Source organism: Deinococcus sp. NW-56 (genome assembly GCF_002953415.1).
Classification (GTDB): Bacteria; Deinococcota; Deinococci; order Deinococcales; family Deinococcaceae; genus Deinococcus.
Genome location: NZ_CP026517.1, coordinates 270087 through 286184, shown reverse-complemented (window position 1 = coordinate 286184; position 16098 = coordinate 270087). Strand labels below are relative to the sequence as shown.

General features: G+C 64.7%; 19 protein-coding genes and 2 pseudogenes. 12 read left to right on the top strand and 9 right to left on the bottom strand.

Annotated features, from left to right (window positions below; all coding sequences use genetic code 11):
• Positions 1-62: 62 nt before the first annotated feature.
• From C3K08_RS15230 to C3K08_RS15210, 5 genes and pseudogenes are all read left to right on the top strand, one after another.
• Complete coding sequence (locus C3K08_RS15230) at positions 63-881, top strand: hypothetical protein (protein ID WP_104992309.1); 819 nt, start codon at positions 63-65, stop codon at positions 879-881.
• Positions 878-2119, top strand: a complete 1242-nt coding sequence (locus C3K08_RS15225) for a S41 family peptidase (RefSeq protein ID WP_104992308.1) — start codon at positions 878-880, stop codon at positions 2117-2119. Before C3K08_RS15230 ends, C3K08_RS15225 begins: the two co-directional genes overlap by 4 nt.
• A gap of 120 nt (positions 2120-2239) precedes the next feature.
• A pseudogene (locus C3K08_RS18625) lies at positions 2240-2590 on the top strand (DUF4158 domain-containing protein); the annotation flags it as partial.
• 55 nt (positions 2591-2645) lie between these two features.
• Positions 2646-3215, top strand: coding sequence for a hypothetical protein (locus C3K08_RS18620; RefSeq protein WP_234009243.1), 570 nt, complete (start codon positions 2646-2648; stop codon positions 3213-3215).
• 320 nt (positions 3216-3535) lie between these two features.
• Entirely contained in the window at positions 3536-4843 is a 1308-nt protein-coding gene (locus C3K08_RS15210) for a replication initiator protein A (protein WP_104992305.1), read from the top strand.
• Positions 4844-4933: 90 nt separating this feature from the next.
• Here the strand turns inward: C3K08_RS15210 and C3K08_RS15205 are convergent, their stop codons facing one another.
• Positions 4934-5347, bottom strand: a complete 414-nt coding sequence (locus C3K08_RS15205) for a hypothetical protein (protein ID WP_104992304.1) — start codon at positions 5345-5347, stop codon at positions 4934-4936.
• Between the two features lie 141 nt (positions 5348-5488).
• Positions 5489-6232: pseudogene (locus tag C3K08_RS15200) on the bottom strand (Tn3 family transposase); the annotation flags it as partial.
• 36 nt (positions 6233-6268) lie between these two features.
• Between C3K08_RS15200 and C3K08_RS15195 the strand changes: the two are divergent.
• Positions 6269-6979, top strand: a complete 711-nt coding sequence (locus C3K08_RS15195) for an IS6 family transposase (protein ID WP_104992250.1) — start codon at positions 6269-6271, stop codon at positions 6977-6979.
• Positions 6980-7983: 1004 nt separating this feature from the next.
• Here C3K08_RS15195 and C3K08_RS15185 read toward each other — a convergent pair.
• The 5 genes from C3K08_RS15185 to C3K08_RS18775 form a co-directional block, all read right to left on the bottom strand.
• Positions 7984-8274 carry a DUF1345 domain-containing protein gene (locus C3K08_RS15185; protein ID WP_104992301.1) on the bottom strand — a complete coding sequence of 97 codons (291 nt, stop codon included), beginning with the start codon at positions 8272-8274 and terminating at the stop codon, positions 7984-7986.
• Positions 8275-8308: 34 nt separating this feature from the next.
• The gene (locus tag C3K08_RS15180; RefSeq protein ID WP_104992300.1) at positions 8309-8770 is read right to left on the bottom strand and encodes a hypothetical protein; all 462 of its coding nucleotides are present in this window, start codon (positions 8768-8770) and stop codon (positions 8309-8311) included.
• Positions 8771-8854: 84 nt separating this feature from the next.
• Positions 8855-9178, bottom strand: coding sequence for a hypothetical protein (locus C3K08_RS18070; protein ID WP_152872642.1), 324 nt, complete (start codon positions 9176-9178; stop codon positions 8855-8857).
• Entirely contained in the window at positions 9175-9783 is a 609-nt protein-coding gene (locus C3K08_RS15175) for a ParA family protein (protein WP_104992299.1), read from the bottom strand. Before C3K08_RS15175 ends, C3K08_RS18070 begins: the two co-directional genes overlap by 4 nt.
• A gap of 58 nt (positions 9784-9841) precedes the next feature.
• On the bottom strand, positions 9842-9964 hold the full coding sequence (locus C3K08_RS18775; protein ID WP_255411740.1) for a hypothetical protein: 123 nt from the start codon (positions 9962-9964) through the stop codon (positions 9842-9844).
• Here C3K08_RS18775 and C3K08_RS15170 point away from each other — a divergent pair.
• The gene (locus C3K08_RS15170; RefSeq protein WP_234009263.1) at positions 9929-10141 is read left to right on the top strand and encodes an HNH endonuclease; all 213 of its coding nucleotides are present in this window, start codon (positions 9929-9931) and stop codon (positions 10139-10141) included. The two genes, C3K08_RS18775 and C3K08_RS15170, sit on opposite strands and share 36 nt — an antisense overlap.
• A gap of 276 nt (positions 10142-10417) precedes the next feature.
• Here C3K08_RS15170 and C3K08_RS15165 read toward each other — a convergent pair whose 3' ends face one another.
• Entirely contained in the window at positions 10418-11125 is a 708-nt protein-coding gene (locus C3K08_RS15165; RefSeq protein WP_104992297.1) for a nucleotidyl transferase AbiEii/AbiGii toxin family protein, read from the bottom strand.
• Positions 11122-11631 carry a hypothetical protein gene (locus C3K08_RS15160; protein ID WP_104992296.1) on the bottom strand — a complete coding sequence of 170 codons (510 nt, stop codon included), beginning with the start codon at positions 11629-11631 and terminating at the stop codon, positions 11122-11124. Before C3K08_RS15160 ends, C3K08_RS15165 begins: the two co-directional genes overlap by 4 nt.
• Positions 11632-11784: 153 nt before the next feature.
• Here C3K08_RS15160 and C3K08_RS15155 point away from each other — a divergent pair, with 153 nt between their 5' ends.
• The 5 genes from C3K08_RS15155 (at position 11785) to C3K08_RS18065 (ending at position 16097) form a co-directional block, all read left to right on the top strand.
• Positions 11785-12573, top strand: a complete 789-nt coding sequence (locus C3K08_RS15155; protein WP_158679999.1) for a hypothetical protein — start codon at positions 11785-11787, stop codon at positions 12571-12573.
• Entirely contained in the window at positions 12570-13505 is a 936-nt protein-coding gene (locus C3K08_RS15150; RefSeq protein WP_104992294.1) for a site-specific integrase, read from the top strand. The genes C3K08_RS15155 and C3K08_RS15150 overlap by 4 nt, the downstream gene beginning before the upstream one ends.
• Positions 13506-14206: 701 nt before the next feature.
• On the top strand, positions 14207-14662 hold the full coding sequence (locus C3K08_RS15140) for a MarR family winged helix-turn-helix transcriptional regulator (protein ID WP_158679997.1): 456 nt from the start codon (positions 14207-14209) through the stop codon (positions 14660-14662).
• Positions 14663-14742: 80 nt separating this feature from the next.
• Positions 14743-15666, top strand: coding sequence for an NAD-dependent epimerase/dehydratase family protein (locus tag C3K08_RS15135; RefSeq protein WP_104992291.1), 924 nt, complete (start codon positions 14743-14745; stop codon positions 15664-15666).
• A complete protein-coding gene (locus C3K08_RS18065; RefSeq protein ID WP_152872645.1) occupies positions 15663-16097 on the top strand; it encodes a DUF6069 family protein in 435 nt (144 codons plus the stop codon). The genes C3K08_RS15135 and C3K08_RS18065 overlap by 4 nt, the downstream gene beginning before the upstream one ends.
• The last annotated feature ends 1 nt before the right edge of the window (position 16098 follow it).

The following is a 16098-nucleotide window of genomic DNA, read 5'->3' as shown; positions in this document are numbered from 1 at the left end:
TGTCTTTCGATATAGGCCGTTGGTGCATAGGCGGGGCGCACGCCGCCCGGTAGCGTCAGGGGATGAAGATGATCGCCCGTCAATGGCTGTCCGCCGCTACCCTCTCCGTCCTGCTGCTTTCCGGTGCTGTGCAGGCCGGGGGAGCCGGTGCGCCGCCCGTCGCCCGTCCCGCTGTCCCCGCCGTGCAACCCGCCCAGAATCAGTCTCAGGATGGCCGCGCCCTATTAGACAAGGCACTGAAGGCCAACGGGGGCGAGGCACTCCGGGGACTCCGCACCATGCAGCAGCGGTCCGAGATGACCTTCGTGGATGCCCAGGGCCAGCCGGTGCTGGTGCTGCCCATCAGCAGCAGCGTGGACTACGCGAACGGCTGGGCGCGGGCCACCACCTCCCAGGGCGGGCAAGTCGTCAACGAGCAGTTCCTCACGCCCCAGGGCGCGTTCGTGTTCACACCCCAGTCGGGCACGGTCCCGCTGCCCCGCCAGGAAGCCAAGAGCCTCACCGATTCCTTCTTCTATGGCGCCCCCGGCCTGCGGCTGGGCAACCAGGGCCGTGATTCAGTGAAGAACCTGGGTGAACAGACCTGGCTCAAGGTGGAGGGTCGGGACATCCGGGGAACTGTGCTGGAGGTGGTGACCAGGAGCGTCAAGGCAACATACCTGCTGAACTCTCAGGGATTGATCGTGGCCGAGCGGTACCCAATTGAGGGCCTGGGCGAGGTCATCTCGGTCTACGGCAACTTCCAGGAGATCGGCGGCGTGCAGGTGCCGGGGATGACGCTGGGCCTCGCGCCGAACGGCACCCTGCTCTACGTCATCAAGGACCTGGATACCCAGATCAACGTGACGCTGCCCGCCGATACGTTCAAGGTGCCGGAGTGAGGAAGAAGCGCCTCCTGACCCTGGGCCTCGCGCTAACCGCCAGTGTGCAGGCTGCGCCCGCCCCCACCGTCACCGCCCAGGACCTGTTCGACGAGGTGATCTACCAGCTCGCTTCCTTTTACAACGGGCCGTCGGACCTGCGGGCCAGCGACCTGCGCCGCAAGTACCTGCCGGAGGTGCAGCAACTCTGCGGCGGCAAGACCGAGTGTGCGGCGGAGCAAGCTTATGGGCTGATCGAGCAGATGCTGGGCGACCTGAAGGACGCGCATACCAACTTCTACACGCCGTCCCAGTTGGAGGAGGTCGGCAAGCTCCTGCTGGGTGAACAGGGACAGCGCCGGACCTTCGGGGCCGTCACCGAGGCCCTGGGTACGGGTGGACGCGTGGTGCTGGAGGTGCTGCCCGGGTCCGCCGCCGAGCGGGCCGGGTGGCGTGTGGGGGACGTGCTGCGGAGGGTGAACGGGGTGGCGCTGGACGGTCAGGCTGGACAGGCTGCCCTGGGCCGGGCGTCGGCCCGGGGCACACCCGCCCGCTTCGAGGGGACGCGGCAGGGAAAGGCAATGAACACAGCGCTCACGGCAGCGTCCCTCCAGGTCACGCCGGTCAGCCTGAGTCTGCGGGCTGATGGGCTGGCGGTACTGCGTCTGAGGCATTTCAACACGCCGGGCGTGGGACAGCAGGTCCACGACGCCCTGCGGAAAGTGCAGGCGGCGGGAACGAAGGGGGTCATCCTGGACCTGCGCTGGAACAGTGGCGGGCGCGTCGAGGAGTTCCTGCTGAGCGCCGGGGCGTTCACCGACCCCGCGCCGCTGTTCCTGAAAACTCGTGTCGATGCGGCGAAGATCGGATACGGCGCGGGCCGGTATCTGGTGAACGGCAAGGCGCAGGAACAGCCGAGGATCAAGACTCCGGCCCGGTACACGGGACCGCTGGTGGTGCTGGTGGACGAAGGCACGGCCAGTTCCGCCGAGTTCCTCACCCGGACCCTGCTGGGACGCCCCTCGACCCAGGTGATCGGTGAGGCCACCGCCGGAGTGGGTGACACCGCAACCCGCTTCATTCCCCTGACCGATGGCTCGGGGTTGCAACTGACCTTCGCCCGGATGCTGGACGCCGGAGAGCAGCCGCTGGGGACCCGCATCACGCCGCGGGTGGGGGCCAGCGTGGATCTGGCCGGACTCGCCCGCACGGGCCAGGACAGCGTGGTGGAGCAGGCCGCCACGCTGCTGAACAGATAGCACTTCACTGGGCGGGCCTGACCACCATCCTGGAGATGGCTCCATGGGGTTCCGCGTGTCCAGCGGCAGCGGTCTGCCACTGATAGGCACTTCTCTGACGCCGGACCTGAAAGCGGGATAATGGCCCACCCTTCTCCTCTGTTCACGGCGGCTCAGCGCAACCAGTTCACCCGTTTCCCGCAGACGGACGAACGTCTCCTCTCCCGACACTACCTGCTCGACGCCGCCGATCTACGACTCGTGCGGGAACGGCGGCGAGATTTCAACAAGCTGGGCTTTGCCGTGCAGCTCACCGTGCTGCGGCACCTGGGGCGTGCCCTGCGCCCCGGTGAGACACCGCCTGGGGAAGTGCTTGCGTTCCTCGCTGAGCAACTGCGGGTAGACCCGGCCTGTTACACCCAGTACGCGGCCCGCGACCCCACAAGGCGCGAGCACTTCGCGGCCCTGTGCCAGCGGCTGGGATATAGCGAGCTCTCCAGGCACCAGGGCGCGGAGCTGCGCGACTGGCTGGTGACGGTCGCTGCAGGTGCCCGCGCACGACCTGATCCTGCCGCTGGCGGGAGGCCGACTGGCCCCCTCCCAACCGCTGACCCCCGAGGCGTGCCATGCGCTCTCGCTGGAGTTGCGGGACCTGCAACACGCCTTCCGCCTGAGCCGCCCGCAGGCGGACGCACCGGGGGGTGAGGACCACGCGCACGAGGCTCCCCGTCCGGTCCCGCTCGATCCCCCGCCCTGTGCGCCGGACCCCGCGCATGTGCAGCAGGCCCGCACCCTCCTCCAGGGTCGCCGGGTGCTCCTGATCGGGGGACAGCCGGACCCCGTGCGCGAGGCCGCGCTCACTGACGCCCTCGGGCTGGCGGGGCTGGACTGGGTGGCGACCGACGCGTATCACAACGGGCTCGCGGCGGGCGTCCGCATTCGTCCGGACACGGCGCTGGTGATTCTCGCGGTGCGCTGGATTCCGCACGCGCACAACCTGATCCGACAGGAAGCCCGGAGCCGGGGCGTGCCGTTCGTGATGCTGCCGGGTGGCCTGAGCGTGTCCAACGTGGCGTGGCATGTGACCGGGCAGGTGAGTCGTCAGCTCAGCGCGTGAGTCCCACACTTTCCCCGTGCCACTCACAGCTTTCCCCCGGGCGAGTTCCACACTTTACCCGCGACTCCACCACTGTCTTCCCGCACTGTTGCCACATTTTCCCCGCGTAGGCCGCGTTGAAGCCTCCTGTGGCCGCGGGTCAACTGCGTTGCCTGTGCGGGCAAACTCTGGATTTTGGGCGGGAAAAGTGTGGGTCTTTTGCGGGAGAAGTGTGGTTCCGGTGCGGGAGAAGTGTGGGACTCCGGGCATCAGATGCCGATGAAATCGAGAAAAACTCCTCGCCTTGAGAGATCATCAGGATCAAAAAGAAGGGGTTGACCATGACTACAATCAAGGGCGTGGACAACGCGCGGATCAACGAACTCGACCTCGCGCGGGCGGGCATCGTGAGTGCGTCCCAGGCCGCACCCAAAGAACACGAGTGGGTGTCCGAATTCGAGGCAAATGGGGTGCATTACCGGGTGGAGGGACACGCGCACCGGGGGAGACCCTATGGGTTGGACGGTGACATCCTGCTGGCGTTGCAAACCCTGTTCTTCCGGGCGGGCTGTCCGGAGAACAACCGCGTGCGGGTGCCTCCAGCGGTGCTGCTCACGATGACCGGCCTGTCACGTTCTGCCAAGGATTACGTTCGGCTGCGCGAGGGGCTGCTGCGGATCGCGTCCGTACGCTGGGAACTCACCACCCGCTCCCTGGGCAAGTACCGTCCAGAGGACAACCGGACGGCCTCCACCGGCCTGATCTCGGACCTGTGGCTGGACAACGACGAGGGCATGGCCCCGGTCCCCGGCGTGCGCGTGAGTGCCGACTCGCACGTCGATGTCGTGTTCACGGCCACCTTCGCGGCCCTGATCCGCGACGGCCTGTACCAGATTCTCGATGGGGACCTGATGGCGCGGCTCGGGAGTACACCCAGCCGCGCCCTGTACCGCTGTCTGGCCGCTCACCGCATCCGGGGTGAGCACCTCACGCAGGAACTGCGCGTGAACCTGCGTGACTGGCTGGAAGCCTGCGGCATCCGGGGACGAACAGACGCGGCCCTGCGGTCCCTGGACGCCTCGCACGAGCGCCTGATCGCGGAAGGGTATCTGGACGCCGTCGAGGACGAGGGCCGGGGCACGCGGCGGTTCCTCACGTACCGCTTCCGTGCGGCGGCGCACCCGGAACTGGTGGCGGAACTCAAAGCCCGTGGCGTGGTACCTGGCGTGGCCGCAACCCTCTCGGCGGATTATCCGGAACGCGTGCGTCCCGCCCTGCACGCGGTGGAGTTCCGCATGCAGGGCGGCTGGAAACCTCGGTCTCTGGCTGCGGCGGTGGTGGACGCAGTGAAAAACCCGGAGAAGTACGGGTACGCCTTGCCGGACGCCCCGCCCGTCGTAAAGCGCAAGCGCCAGGCCAAGCCCCGGCCGGATGCTGCCGTCCCTGGACACGACGTGCCATCAGACCCCCGGGAGCTGGTGCGGTCGCTGCTCCGGGTCAAGCTGAAGCGCGAAGCGTCAGCCGCCGCGTTGCAGGCCCTGGCGGAGTTGTCTCCTGAAGGCGTCACCACACTGCGCCAGGCGCTGACGTCACAGCCGACCGCACAAGCGCTGGCGTTGACCACGGCCGTGCTACACGAACCCCTCTGAACAGGCGCCAGCGTGTGTTCGGACCACCCGGCAAAGGCGCACAGGCGCTACACCGTGCACCAGGCGTCCGCGAACCGACCCGCGCTCCTCTCAGTGGTACGTCCGCTCACGCCCGGCCATCGCCAGTTCCCGCACCCCGCACGCGACCACAGACAGCATGACGGCCGTGGCTTGCCCCCCATCCAACCCCAGGTACGCCGCCGTGTGCAGCGCGTGGTAGGCCGCTTGCAGGGGTGGGGCGCCCGCCCCCCGCAAGTCCTGATACCGCGCCCAGCCCTGGCCTGGGATGTTCGCGTGTGGCTGCCCGGAAAGCAGGGCAATGTCGTCCGCGTGACGGTCGAGCTGCCGCGCGAAATTCAGCAGGTGTTCTGAGGTGGGCGCCTGATCCCCGACGGCGGGGGCGAGTTCGATACTCGCGACCAGTTGAAGCGCGAGCGCGATGCAGGTCTCGAAGGTCTGCTGGTTATGGTCGGGGAGAGGAACGCGAGCAGTCGAGATCGTCATAAGGAGGGCACCAGGGAAGGAGAAACGGGAGCGTGCGGGCCTGTAGGGTTCATGATGCGGGCTGACGTGCCCCCAGTAAAGGGGATAGGACAAGATCCAAAAATTTTAGTACGCTAAGGAAAAGTCCCTCCAGAACGAGCGTTACGCGAGTAACGCTCGGTAGGTTCCCTCTACGGGCACCCCTTCGGGGTGCCACACATAGTCCCCGGTCAGCCCGATGTGCTCCCACGACAGCGGCGACACGTGAGCCAGCAGTTCATCGGACACGTCCACGCCCTCGGCACGCAGGGCCTCGACGGCGCGCCCCAGGTACACCGTGTTCCAGACAGCGATTGCGGTCGTCACGAGATTGAGGCCGCTGGCGCGGTTGCTCTGGGCCTCAAACGACTGATCCCGAATCTCCCCACTGCGATGGAAGGCCACCGCCCGTTTGAGGGCGTGCAGTGCCTCCCCCTTGTTCAGTCCTGCCAACACCCGGCGGCGCAGCTCCGGGTCACGCAGCCACTCCAACGTAAATAGCGTCCTCTGGACGCGGCCCAGCTCGCGCAGGGCCAGCGCCAGGCCATTCTGGCGCGGGTACGAGGCGAGCTTGGAGAGCATTAACGAGGCCGTCACCGTGCCCGCCTTGATCGAGGTCGTGAGCCGCCGCAACTCGTCCCAGTGCTCGCGGATCAGACGCAGGTTGAGCCGCTGGGCCACCAGTGGCTCCAGCAGCCCGTAAGCCGAGGCCACTTCAGGCGTATACAGCCGAGTTTCCCCCAGGTCTCGAATCCTGGGAGCGAAGCGGAAGCCCAGGAGGTGACACAGCGCAAAGACCTGCTCGGTGTAGCCTGCCGTGTCGGTGTAATGCTCCTTGATCTTCAGCTCCGACAGGTGGTACAGCAAGGTTCTGGCAAGTTAAACCGGGTAGGCTGCTGAACTGTGCAGGACCGGAAGCCCTACCGCCATCGTTTTCCTCTGAGCATCATCGGCTACGCCCTATGGCTGTATCACCGCTTCCCGCTCAGCCAGCGAGACGTGCAAGAATTGCTGTTTCAACGCGGGATGGTCGTCAGTCACGAAACCCTGCGCCAATGGAACATCAAGTTCGCCCCTCTGCTCACCGAAGAACTGCGTCACCGGGAACCCCGACGGGGTTCCCGGTGGTCCTTGGACGAGGTGTGCGTGAAGGTCGGAGGGGTCACCCATTGGCTATGGCGGGCGGTGGACGAGTACGGCGCCGTGCTCGACATCCTACTTCAGCCGCACCGGGACACGCAGGCGGCCCGCACCTTCTTTACCCGGCTGCTTGGTGAGTACGACGCCCCCGAGGTCATCCACACCGACAAGCTGTGGAGCTACGGTGCGGCCATCCGGGAACTTCGCGTGCTCCACCTTGTGGAGCACGTCCAAGTCACCTCAGCTTTACGGTGTAACAATCTGATCGAGCAGTCACACCGCCCCACCCGACGACAGGAACGACAACAACTAGGGTTCAAGCGACGACAACGGACCCAGGAGTTCCTCGCCCTGCACGCCCGCGTCTCGAACCTTCACCAGCACACCCGAACCACCATACCCACCTCAGCAAGGCGAAGCAATTTGACGAACGCGCTGCGGATCTGGGGTGAGACCGTGCAGCAGGCCGCCTGAACTTCAGGCGGCCTGCCAGAAACGTCGCCCCGTACCTGGTTAACTTGCCAGAACCCCCAGGAGGTATAGCTGCTTGAGGTAGTCCTCCATCGCGTGGGAGAGAGTTCGTTCTGTCATGGCCTATTATTTAGGCATGCCTAAATCCAGGTCAAGGGCTTACATAAAATCGCCCCTAGGGGTGGACCGCAGAGGACAGCCAGGCCAGAGGAAACCCTGATTGAGTGCTGCTGGACTCTGATCAGGGCGGTGTCCAGTCCTACGGCCCCCTGCGGTGTTGGCGTGCTCGTCTCCTGCGTCCAGTGAACGAACGACCGGCTACGAGCAGGTCGGTATGGCCGGAATCACTGCGGCCAGTGCGCTTGGTTCAATCCCTTTTCTTCCAGGTTCACGCAGGATCCTGTGGGTGGTCCCGGACGCCATTTTCCTCGCCGCTTCGCCACTTGCTGAGGCGTGCGCCGGGAGGTCTGCTGCGGGAGTCAAATCAGGCCAGAGGCCCGTCAGTCGGTCCCGAAACCCTGCGAGCCTGAACAACCGCTCAACCAACTCCCGTTTTGCCTGAGGAGTCGGTAGCCCACCATAGGCCATGGTGCGACGGACGTTTGGGGTCATCTCAGACTAGAACTCCGTTGACAAAGTCAGCCGGTCCAGCGGGTTGGACTCCCGCAGGTTCAGGCGGCCCACCAGGTGGGTCGTGTCCCCGACTACGATCAATGCGGCGGGGCCGCTACGTTCCCGCCGCATTGACCGCGACCGGCCATCCCTTCCACGGCGATGACGCTGGTGTGGGCAGTAGCCACCGCCCGGGGGATCACCTCCGCCTCGTCCTCCCCGGTCCCCGGGCCCAGCTCATCGGGAGCAGGGCGGGTGAGGGCGTCGGGGCGCAGCAGCGGGCGTGGTCCTAGGGTCGGTTCTCCGTCAGGCCTCGCTGACGGACCCGGGATGGGCTGTTCTCCGCTCGGCGGGTCATGCGGCGCCGCCCGCCCGCAGGGCGCGTCGGGCGGACGTCAGATCTGGCTGCCGAGCACATTCAGGGTTAGCGCCAGGATCGCGACGTTCAACCGGAAGGCGGTGATGCCGTGCCACAGGGCCAACCGGCGGATGACCGGGCTGGGGACGGCCATGTCCGACACCCGAAAGATCATGCCGATCACGAAGGCGAAGTCGAGGGCGGAGGGGGCGCTGGCCCTGGGGTTGTTTATGCTGCTGTCGGCCTCGCCGCTGCATCTGTGAGAGATGCTGCACCAGAACTTGCTCGACCTTCTCGGGCTGTTCCGGAGCAAAGCAGCGGCCCCCATCCACAAGCAATGGGGACCAATCCGGGGAGGAACTTTACTTCTTGGTCGTGCGCTTCGCCCGGGTGCTCTTCGTGCTCTTGGTGGCGGTCTTGGCGCGGGACTGGCCGAGGGTCTGTCCCTTCTCGTAGCTGGCCTGCATCTTGCGGCGGGTCTCTTCGGCCAGGGCCTTGAAGTCAATCACGCCCGCTTCAATGTTCTCGGCGGTCGGCTTGGGCTTCGTGGTCCGGCGGCCTGTGCTCGCCAACTCCTGATCCGTGCTGCTGAACCACTCGTCGAACTCAGGGCTGCTCTCGAAGATCATGTCCTTGATCTGACGTTGGTAGGTCTCGTCACTGCCCCGCCGACGGAACTGTTTGGGCAGATCGAACCGTTCGGGCAACTCGGCGGCATCAAATTGACCCGTGCGCACAGCTTCGCGGAACTGCTTGACGAAAGCGTCACTGCGCTGAGGATCGGAGAGCTTCTGAAGTTGGTCACTTAATTTGACATACGCCATAGAAGAAGCTTACACAACGAAAGTTTGAAGGGATCAGGATCGCAGAGAAAACGCGCATGCTCTTGAACTGCTCTCCCCCACCCTTTACTCCTTGCCTTGTAGGTAGGCGCGAAGTGCGGCTTCCACAACGTGATGGTGCTTCATCCGGTGTCGCACGGCGTACAACTTGAGGGCAGTGACCAGCTCGGTATCCAGGTAGGTGCTGTACTTCTCCCGCTCTGGCCCTTGCCGTTCCGGCTGACCCGTTTCCAAGATTTCAGGCGTTCGGGTTTTCGTGGATGTGGACTTACTGGTTTTCGTGTTTTCAGGTTTTCCTGTATCCGGGAGAATTGGGGTGCTTTCCTCAGCTTCCGTGGACTGCGTCTGAACCGCCTGCAATTTTTTGAGGGCACCACCGAACTTGCTCATGCCAGGACCTCCCGGAGAACCAGTTCGTAGTCCATATGCGCGAGTTTCGCTCGCTGGTCGCCTTTTACGTCACGAACACGGGTGCCCGCGAGCGCGGCCTTGTTAAAGGCGCTGGCCCGGCGAATGTCCCGGCTGAACACGGGCACACCGAGGTCCATCAAGGCGGCACGCGCCTCATGCCCATCGGTGCTGGGGGATGGTGGCACGTCCGTTATCAGCACCCGGTAATTCTTGATGCCACGCTCGATCAGCGGCGCCAGGGTTTTGGGGAGGGCTCGGAGGCTCAAAGCATCCGGCTTGGTGGGAACGATCAACAGGTCGACCGCTTGCGAGAGTTCCAACAGATCCCCAGCATCTTCCCCAGCTTTCGTGTCGAACACCAGATAGGTGTAAGGGCTGAGGTCCGTGGCGTCTAGATCCTCCACAGGAATCACGGTGCAGGCCAGACCTGGGCCAGCGGCCGCCCACTCCGTGGCACTCGCTGTCTTTTCGTCAGCGTCAATCAGAAGGGTCGGCCCCTTGTCAGCCAGCAAGGTGGCCAGCATGACGGCGGTCGTGGTCTTCCCGACTCCGCCCTTGTCATTCGCAATGGCGATTCTGAACATGACCCCACATTAGCGAAATCGGGCTTTCTGGTATACCCGTTTTCAGGTATTCTTGTTTTCAGGAGTCGATATGACGTACCCACAGGTGTACAACCGGAAGACGAAACGGATGGAGTATCTGCACCGCGTAGTTGCGGCCAAGCAGTTGGGCCGAGCGCTGGAACCAGGCGAGGTCGTCCACCACATCAATGGTGACAAGCAGGACGCACGCCCAGAGAACCTAGCGGTCCTTCGCGTGGGTGAACATTCCTGGGTGGAGTGGTTGATTCGCCGCTGGCGCCGAGGCCAACCGCTTCTCCTATCTGACGCAATACCGGAAAACCTGAAAACCTGTTTTCCCGATAGTGTGTTTACCTGAAAGTCTGATTTAGCGGGTGCAGCAGGAAGTGTTCAGAAAGGTAGAACCGACAGTAATCAGCCCGAATACCTGAAAACGGGTTAGCGGGTATTCGGGCTGATTGCGACTGCGATATGACATTGCACTGGACCGCGAGAGCTACAGCCAAGAGTCCAGGCCTGAATACCTGAAAGGAAGTTTTCAGGAAGGCTTGTTTTCAAGACTTCTGGATTTCACCTTTTCGGCTAGATACGATTGATCCCAGTGAGGAGTCGCGCCGCACCCCATCAGGCTCCGTTACGCCTCGTCGTCCATCAGCCCGGCGATCTCACTGAGACGTCGAAGGATAAGTGTCTCGCGAGCCTGACTGGCGGCGTCCGGCAGCAAATGGTAGGAGAGGGTTTCAAGGAAAGCAGGTTGAGTGAGCAGGTCTTGGGCAGACTGAGCCAGGAAGGATTTGACCGCAAGGTCACTCCCAGCGATGTCAGCGACCAGTTCGGGCCGGCCGTCGAGCACGGCCACAATGTCGCTGATGTCATGACTCATCCCATAGTCACCCTGGCCGCGCCCCGCAAAGGCCACCAGCTTGGTAGCCAGGAAGTAGGGCGCGGTGATGACCCGAATGCGCCCTTCGCCCGGCAGACTCACCCACTCGGCATGCCGGATGGCTGGGAGGTACCAGGGGTTGCTGAACCCCAAGACCTGTTCGTCGGTCGGCATCACGTCCAGGACGAGATCGCCGCTCCGAAAGCGGCAGATGGGGGCGCCCTCGCTGGTGTCCTCTGTGAACCCCTGTTGGTTCAGGGCCTCGGTGAGGCGAGCGTAGCCGAGTCTGGTCGTCTCGACGATGGCGTCGATATCGACGGTTTCGCGGACGTCGGCCGCGGCGGCGTCGGTCATGAACAGGGCGGTCGTGCTTCCCCCGACGAAGACCATCTGTTCGGCAAGGGGTCCGAGCTGCCGGACCGTTTCGGCCAAACGCCGCAGGTTCTCTGCGTTGCTCACGAGACGACCGCTGTCTGGAGTCGGTCTTCAAGCATCTTGGCCGCCAGGTGCCGCTCGCGGGTACTTCCCCCGCGCAGGGCGTCAATTAGGACGAGCCACTCGTACAGGGCGGGGTCCTGTCGGACGGCGAACGGTACGGACCGGTAAAGGGGCTTGAACGCCTGGCCCCGCACCGGACCTTCGGGGTCTGGCCAGACTGGGGGAGGATCGTTTCCTTGCACGATGAGCCCTTTGAGGGGAGGGGCGGCGTGGGCGGTGGGCAGGCCCCGGGTCAGTTCGCCGCGTTCGGCGGGGAGAAAGTAGGGCACCCCGTACTGAAGCACTTCACGCACAGCGGAGCGGATGGGGGTGGTCTCACCCTTGACCAGACGGGACTGTTTCAGTCGCTTGAGTCCTGCGTGGACTTCCGAGGCGCTCATGCCGAGGCTTTGCGCCATCTGTCCGTGGGATGTCCAACCGGAGTGCAGGAGTTTGAGGAGGACGAGGAGGTCCTGAGGTTTCAACACCCTTTGATCTTATTCGCAATTTGCGAACAGCGAATGAGTTGTCGCCAGTTGATTTGGAGAGGGAAGCCAGAGGGGATTTAGCCTCAATCTGCTTTACCCTTCTGGTAAGGGGTCTTACCGGAAAGTTATTCGTGTAGAGTAGACACCAACCACATGACGACTTCTATCCCTGAACCGGACGCCTACGAGCGCTCCCCCGACCTACCCCTGACTCACCTCGATCCGAGGAGAGAACTGCTAGACCAGATCGATGACATTCACCGGGTTCTCTTGGAGGACGCCAAACAGAATCCCGGGACCAACCCTCGGCTGCAAGACAGCCCAATGGAGAAAGTCGGCCTGCTTACCTGGCTGGGAGCTATCGCCGGACTTCTGCTGGTCCAAGTGCCGTTCTGGCCCGCATGGCTGGCTCTGATCCTCGCCGTCGCCACCCTGCTGCTCGTCGCCGTAAGCCTCTCGGCAGGCGCCGTGTCCAGCTACCGGGAATGGAAACGTCGCCGGGTGGACACGCTGCAGAGGTTCCAAGCCGCGTCAAAGCACGAGCGCCAACTCGTGGAGCAACTGTTCCTCTATTCCAGGGCCGCGCTCCTCCATGTCGCGGCCTCCGCCCGCGCCGCCGATGGGCGTGTGGGGTCCCGCATCGCCTTCTTCCTGGGCCCGAACCGGGCGGGTGGGGCACTCGGCGCGCTGTTCCTGATTTTCGGCGTCTTCAGTGCCGGAAAGTACCTGCAAGACAACGCCGTCCAGCTGCCGCTCCTGGGAGCTCAGGTTACGGCCGACCATGTCCTGGTGGCGGGCCTGGGGCTGCTAGGCTTGGCCCTCGCCCTGCTCTTCGCCGGGGCGAGCGTGAACAGCCTGAACAGGACAGCAGACCTGCTCGAACGGGTGGCCACCCTGAAGAAGGACCACGCGGAGGACGAGAAGATGGAGCAGGGGAGATGACGCTCGACCTCTACCGGCACGGACCGCTTGCGCCGTCCCGGGCCTGGGTGTCGCTCGCTCCCGAGGAGCGGCGGCGACGGGCAGTCGCGGCGGTCGCGGAGCAGGACGTGGGGACACTGCTCGACCTGTTGGAAGCCCATCACGTCCGTACCCACGGCCATGTGAGCCAAGAGACGCTGCGCAAGTACCGGCTCGGCGCCCGAGTCTGGCTGGACTACACCCAAAGTCATGCGGTGAAGGTGCTGCACCCGGACCCCGAGCACGCGGACCTGTGGGTACGTGGGCTGGAGGCCAGCGGGAAGTCGCCCGCTTCCGTCGGCGTGTTGCTCGCCGGGGCACGGGCGCTCTATGCGGCCCTGCGCTGGGCAAAGGCCACCACAGACCACCCCTTCACCGACGTCAAACCACGTAAGGACAAACGGCGGCCCTGGGATAAAAGACAGCCCTACCCGGAAGGGGATGTGGGCAGGCTCCTCGCTGTGGCACCGATTGAGATGCGGGTACTGCTGAGACTCGGGGGCGTCGCCGGGCTCCGCGCTTCGGAGATCACGTCCCTGAAGTGGGGCGACCTGGACCTTGACGGCGGGTCCCTCACCGTGCGGAACGGCAAGGGCGGGAAGACCCGGCGCGTCCTGCTGTCGTCCTCATTGATGGCGGACCTGCGAGAGCTGGGGCCGCAACACGACGAGGTGGCGGTGATTGGGCGAACCCCGGAGGCGGCACGGGGGAGGCTGCGAACCCTCTGCCAGCGGGAAGGCATTCCCTACCTGGGCCTACATGCGCTGCGGCACACCGCGGGAACGCGGCTGGTGCGGGCGGGCTTCCAGCTCCAGGATGTGGCCGAGCACCTGGGACACAGTGACGTGCAGACCGCCCGCACCTACGGCAAGTGGGCGGATGATCGACTCAAAGAGCACATGAGGGGAAGTTGACATACTGTGGCACTACGCCGGGATGCGGATGGTACGCGCGGGGCCCTCTCTCCACGTCGCCGCCCAGCACCTCGGGCACAGCATCAAGACTTAGGCCAAGTGGATCAATCCCAGCCTGAAACGTCCGTACCTGTGCCCTGCCCATGGGAAAGTCTGGTGCTTCATATCAGGGAGCAGGCACCCACCGCCGTTTCTACAGAGTTTGCATAACCATGCCCCTTACGGAGCTGGCCTCACTGGGGCGAGATCCTTACACAGGGGTCAAGACCCGATTTCAACATTTTTGTACGCTAAGCGGAAACGCCATTCAGCACCGCGCCAGCGTCGGCCTTTGTTCGTGTTTACCCGCTGGCACAGGCCACACCCTGACTTTCACTGCACTGGGCACGCCTCTCAAAGCGTCCAGCACGTCGTCCCGCTTCAGTCGGTCGACGCGACCGGGGCAAGCGCGACGCGAATGACGTGCCGCCGACTTCCACCCAGCCCTTGTCCCGCACGAACGACGTCATAAGTTCGCGCTGCAACGCCTTGGCGTCCCCCGGCGACAGGAACAGGTCTCCCGTCCCGAGGTCGACGAACGCGGGCGTGAGATCATCCAGCAGCCCCACCATCACGCGGTCCTTGGGATGGAGTATGGCTCAAAGCCAGGAGATTTCTGGCTGACGCTTGACGTTCCCCCCAGCGGGACTTACACTGCCCTTGTGTTTAGTCCTAAACACAAGGGCGAGGACGAACGTGGGCAAGAACATGCGTTGGCGCTGCTCGCGTGGTCTCGCCTGGTTCGCGTCGCCCAGAAGGTCAGCCGGCTGGGCGCCGAGCGGCTGCGGGAACGTGGACTGACCCCGGTGCAGTTCGACGTGTTGCGCCGCATTGCGTCCCGTCCCGATCAACCGCAGCAGGACCTGGTAGAGCGCCTCGACGTGACCCGTGGCAACGTGTCTCAACTCCTCAGCAAGCTTGAAGCCGACGGGCTGATCCTGCGCGTGCCGCAAGGAGGCGCGAACTTGCTACGCCTCACCGACCGGGGCCAGGAGATGGTGGCCCTACTCCTTCCCGACCACGACCGATTTATCCGTGAGCGTTTCGCCGCCCTGTCCACAGAGGAGGTCCAGCACCTGTTGTTCCTGCTCGAAAAGCTCGACCGCGACGTGAGCTGACCACGATCTGTTTTTGCAAAGCTTGTTTAGTCCTAAACAAGAGAGACGGGCTCTGACCGCCCGCACAAAAGGAGGACAGCATGAAGGTCTTTCTGACTGGCGCCACTGGCTACATCGGCAGCGTCGTCGCCGAACGGCTGCTCGAGCATGGCCACGAGGTGCTCGGCCTCGCGCGTTCAGATCAGGCGGCGGCCCACTTGCACGCGAGGGGCGTTGAACCGCTGTCCGGCGACCTCGCCGATGCAGGCCGCCTGATCGAGGGCGCCACACGCGCCGACGCGGTGATCCACCTCGCCCAGAGCCGCTTCGATCCAGGAGGCGACTTCGCTGCCCAGATGCAGCAGATGGGCCAACAGGCCACCCGGGCCATGGGGGCCTTCCTAAGGGCGCTCTCCGGCAGCGGCAAGACCCTGATGCTCACCGGCGGCACAGGCGCTTACGGCGACACAGGAGACAGCATCGTGGACGAGGACACACCGCTTCCGGAGAGTCCCATGACGGCCGCTCTCGCCGAGAACGAGCGGCGCGTCCTGACGGCCGCGGGCGTGCGCGGCATGGCGGTGCGACCGGCCATCGTGTACGGTCGTGGCGGCGGTCCCCTCACCCTGCAACTGAGCATGGCCCGCCAATTCGGCGGCGTGATGTTCACGGGGGACGGCGAGAATGCCCTCTCGTTCGTGCATGTGGACGACGTCGCCGACTTGTACGTCCGCCTGCTGGAACGCGGCGAGGCGGGGATGGTGCTCAACGCCGTGGCCGAGCCCTGGGTGACGCAGGGGGACGTGTTGCGGGCGGTGAGCGAAGCGGCGGGCTTCGGCGGTGTCATTCAGCCCATGCCCGAGGAGATGGCGCGTGGCCTCGCCTACGGCGGGGGAGGCCTGTTCGCCCGCAACATGCGTGTTTCCGCCCGAAAAGCCCGTGCCTTTGGCTGGACGCCCCGCCGCCCCTCCGTGCTCGACGACCTGCGGCACGGTTCGTACGCCCAACAGGGGAACCCCGCATGACCTCGCTGCACTCGGCCTCCCCACAAACGCGTATTCATGCGCGACAGCTCCTCACGCGCGCGGCCCTGACGGCCATGCTCGCGGTCCTCCTCAACGGGACTTTATATGCCGCGACGGCTGCAAGAGGTGTCTTCCCACCCGACGTGATCATTCCCGCGGCCGGCCGGCCCATGTCCTTTCCACCCGTGATGCTGGCCTCGGTGCTCGGCGTGATCGGGGCGACGCTCACCCTCGCGCTGCTCGCGCGCCTGACCCGTCACCCCATCCGGAACTTCCGCGTGCTCGGCGGCGTCATCCTGCTCGCGTCGTTCGTCACACCGTTCTCCATTCCGAACATCCCCATCCCCATGCTCCTCACGCTCGACGCAATGCACGTCATCGTCGCCGTTCTGTGCCTCACCCTTCTGCCAGGCCGGGCGAAGGAGGCCTGAC

Excerpts from the sequence above, each read along its gene's own strand:
- C3K08_RS15210 (WP_104992305.1), top strand. The coding sequence starts at position 3,536 with ATGACTACAATCAAGGGCGTGGACAACGCGCGGATCAACGAACTCGAC.
- C3K08_RS15205 (WP_104992304.1), bottom strand. The coding sequence starts at position 5,347 with ATGACGATCTCGACTGCTCGCGTTCCTCTCCCCGACCATAACCAGCAG.
- C3K08_RS18070 (WP_152872642.1), bottom strand. The coding sequence starts at position 9,178 with ATGAGCAAGTTCGGTGGTGCCCTCAAAAAATTGCAGGCGGTTCAGACG.
- C3K08_RS15230 (WP_104992309.1), top strand. The coding sequence starts at position 63 with ATGAAGATGATCGCCCGTCAATGGCTGTCCGCCGCTACCCTCTCCGTC.
- C3K08_RS15150 (WP_104992294.1), top strand. The coding sequence starts at position 12,570 with ATGACGCTCGACCTCTACCGGCACGGACCGCTTGCGCCGTCCCGGGCC.
- C3K08_RS15175 (WP_104992299.1), bottom strand. The coding sequence starts at position 9,783 with ATGTTCAGAATCGCCATTGCGAATGACAAGGGCGGAGTCGGGAAGACC.
- C3K08_RS15135 (WP_104992291.1), top strand. The coding sequence starts at position 14,743 with ATGAAGGTCTTTCTGACTGGCGCCACTGGCTACATCGGCAGCGTCGTC.
- C3K08_RS15155 (WP_158679999.1), top strand. The coding sequence starts at position 11,785 with ATGACGACTTCTATCCCTGAACCGGACGCCTACGAGCGCTCCCCCGAC.
- C3K08_RS18065 (WP_152872645.1), top strand. The coding sequence starts at position 15,663 with ATGACCTCGCTGCACTCGGCCTCCCCACAAACGCGTATTCATGCGCGA.
- C3K08_RS15180 (WP_104992300.1), bottom strand. The coding sequence starts at position 8,770 with ATGGCGTATGTCAAATTAAGTGACCAACTTCAGAAGCTCTCCGATCCT.
- C3K08_RS15185 (WP_104992301.1), bottom strand. The coding sequence starts at position 8,274 with ATGGGGGCCGCTGCTTTGCTCCGGAACAGCCCGAGAAGGTCGAGCAAG.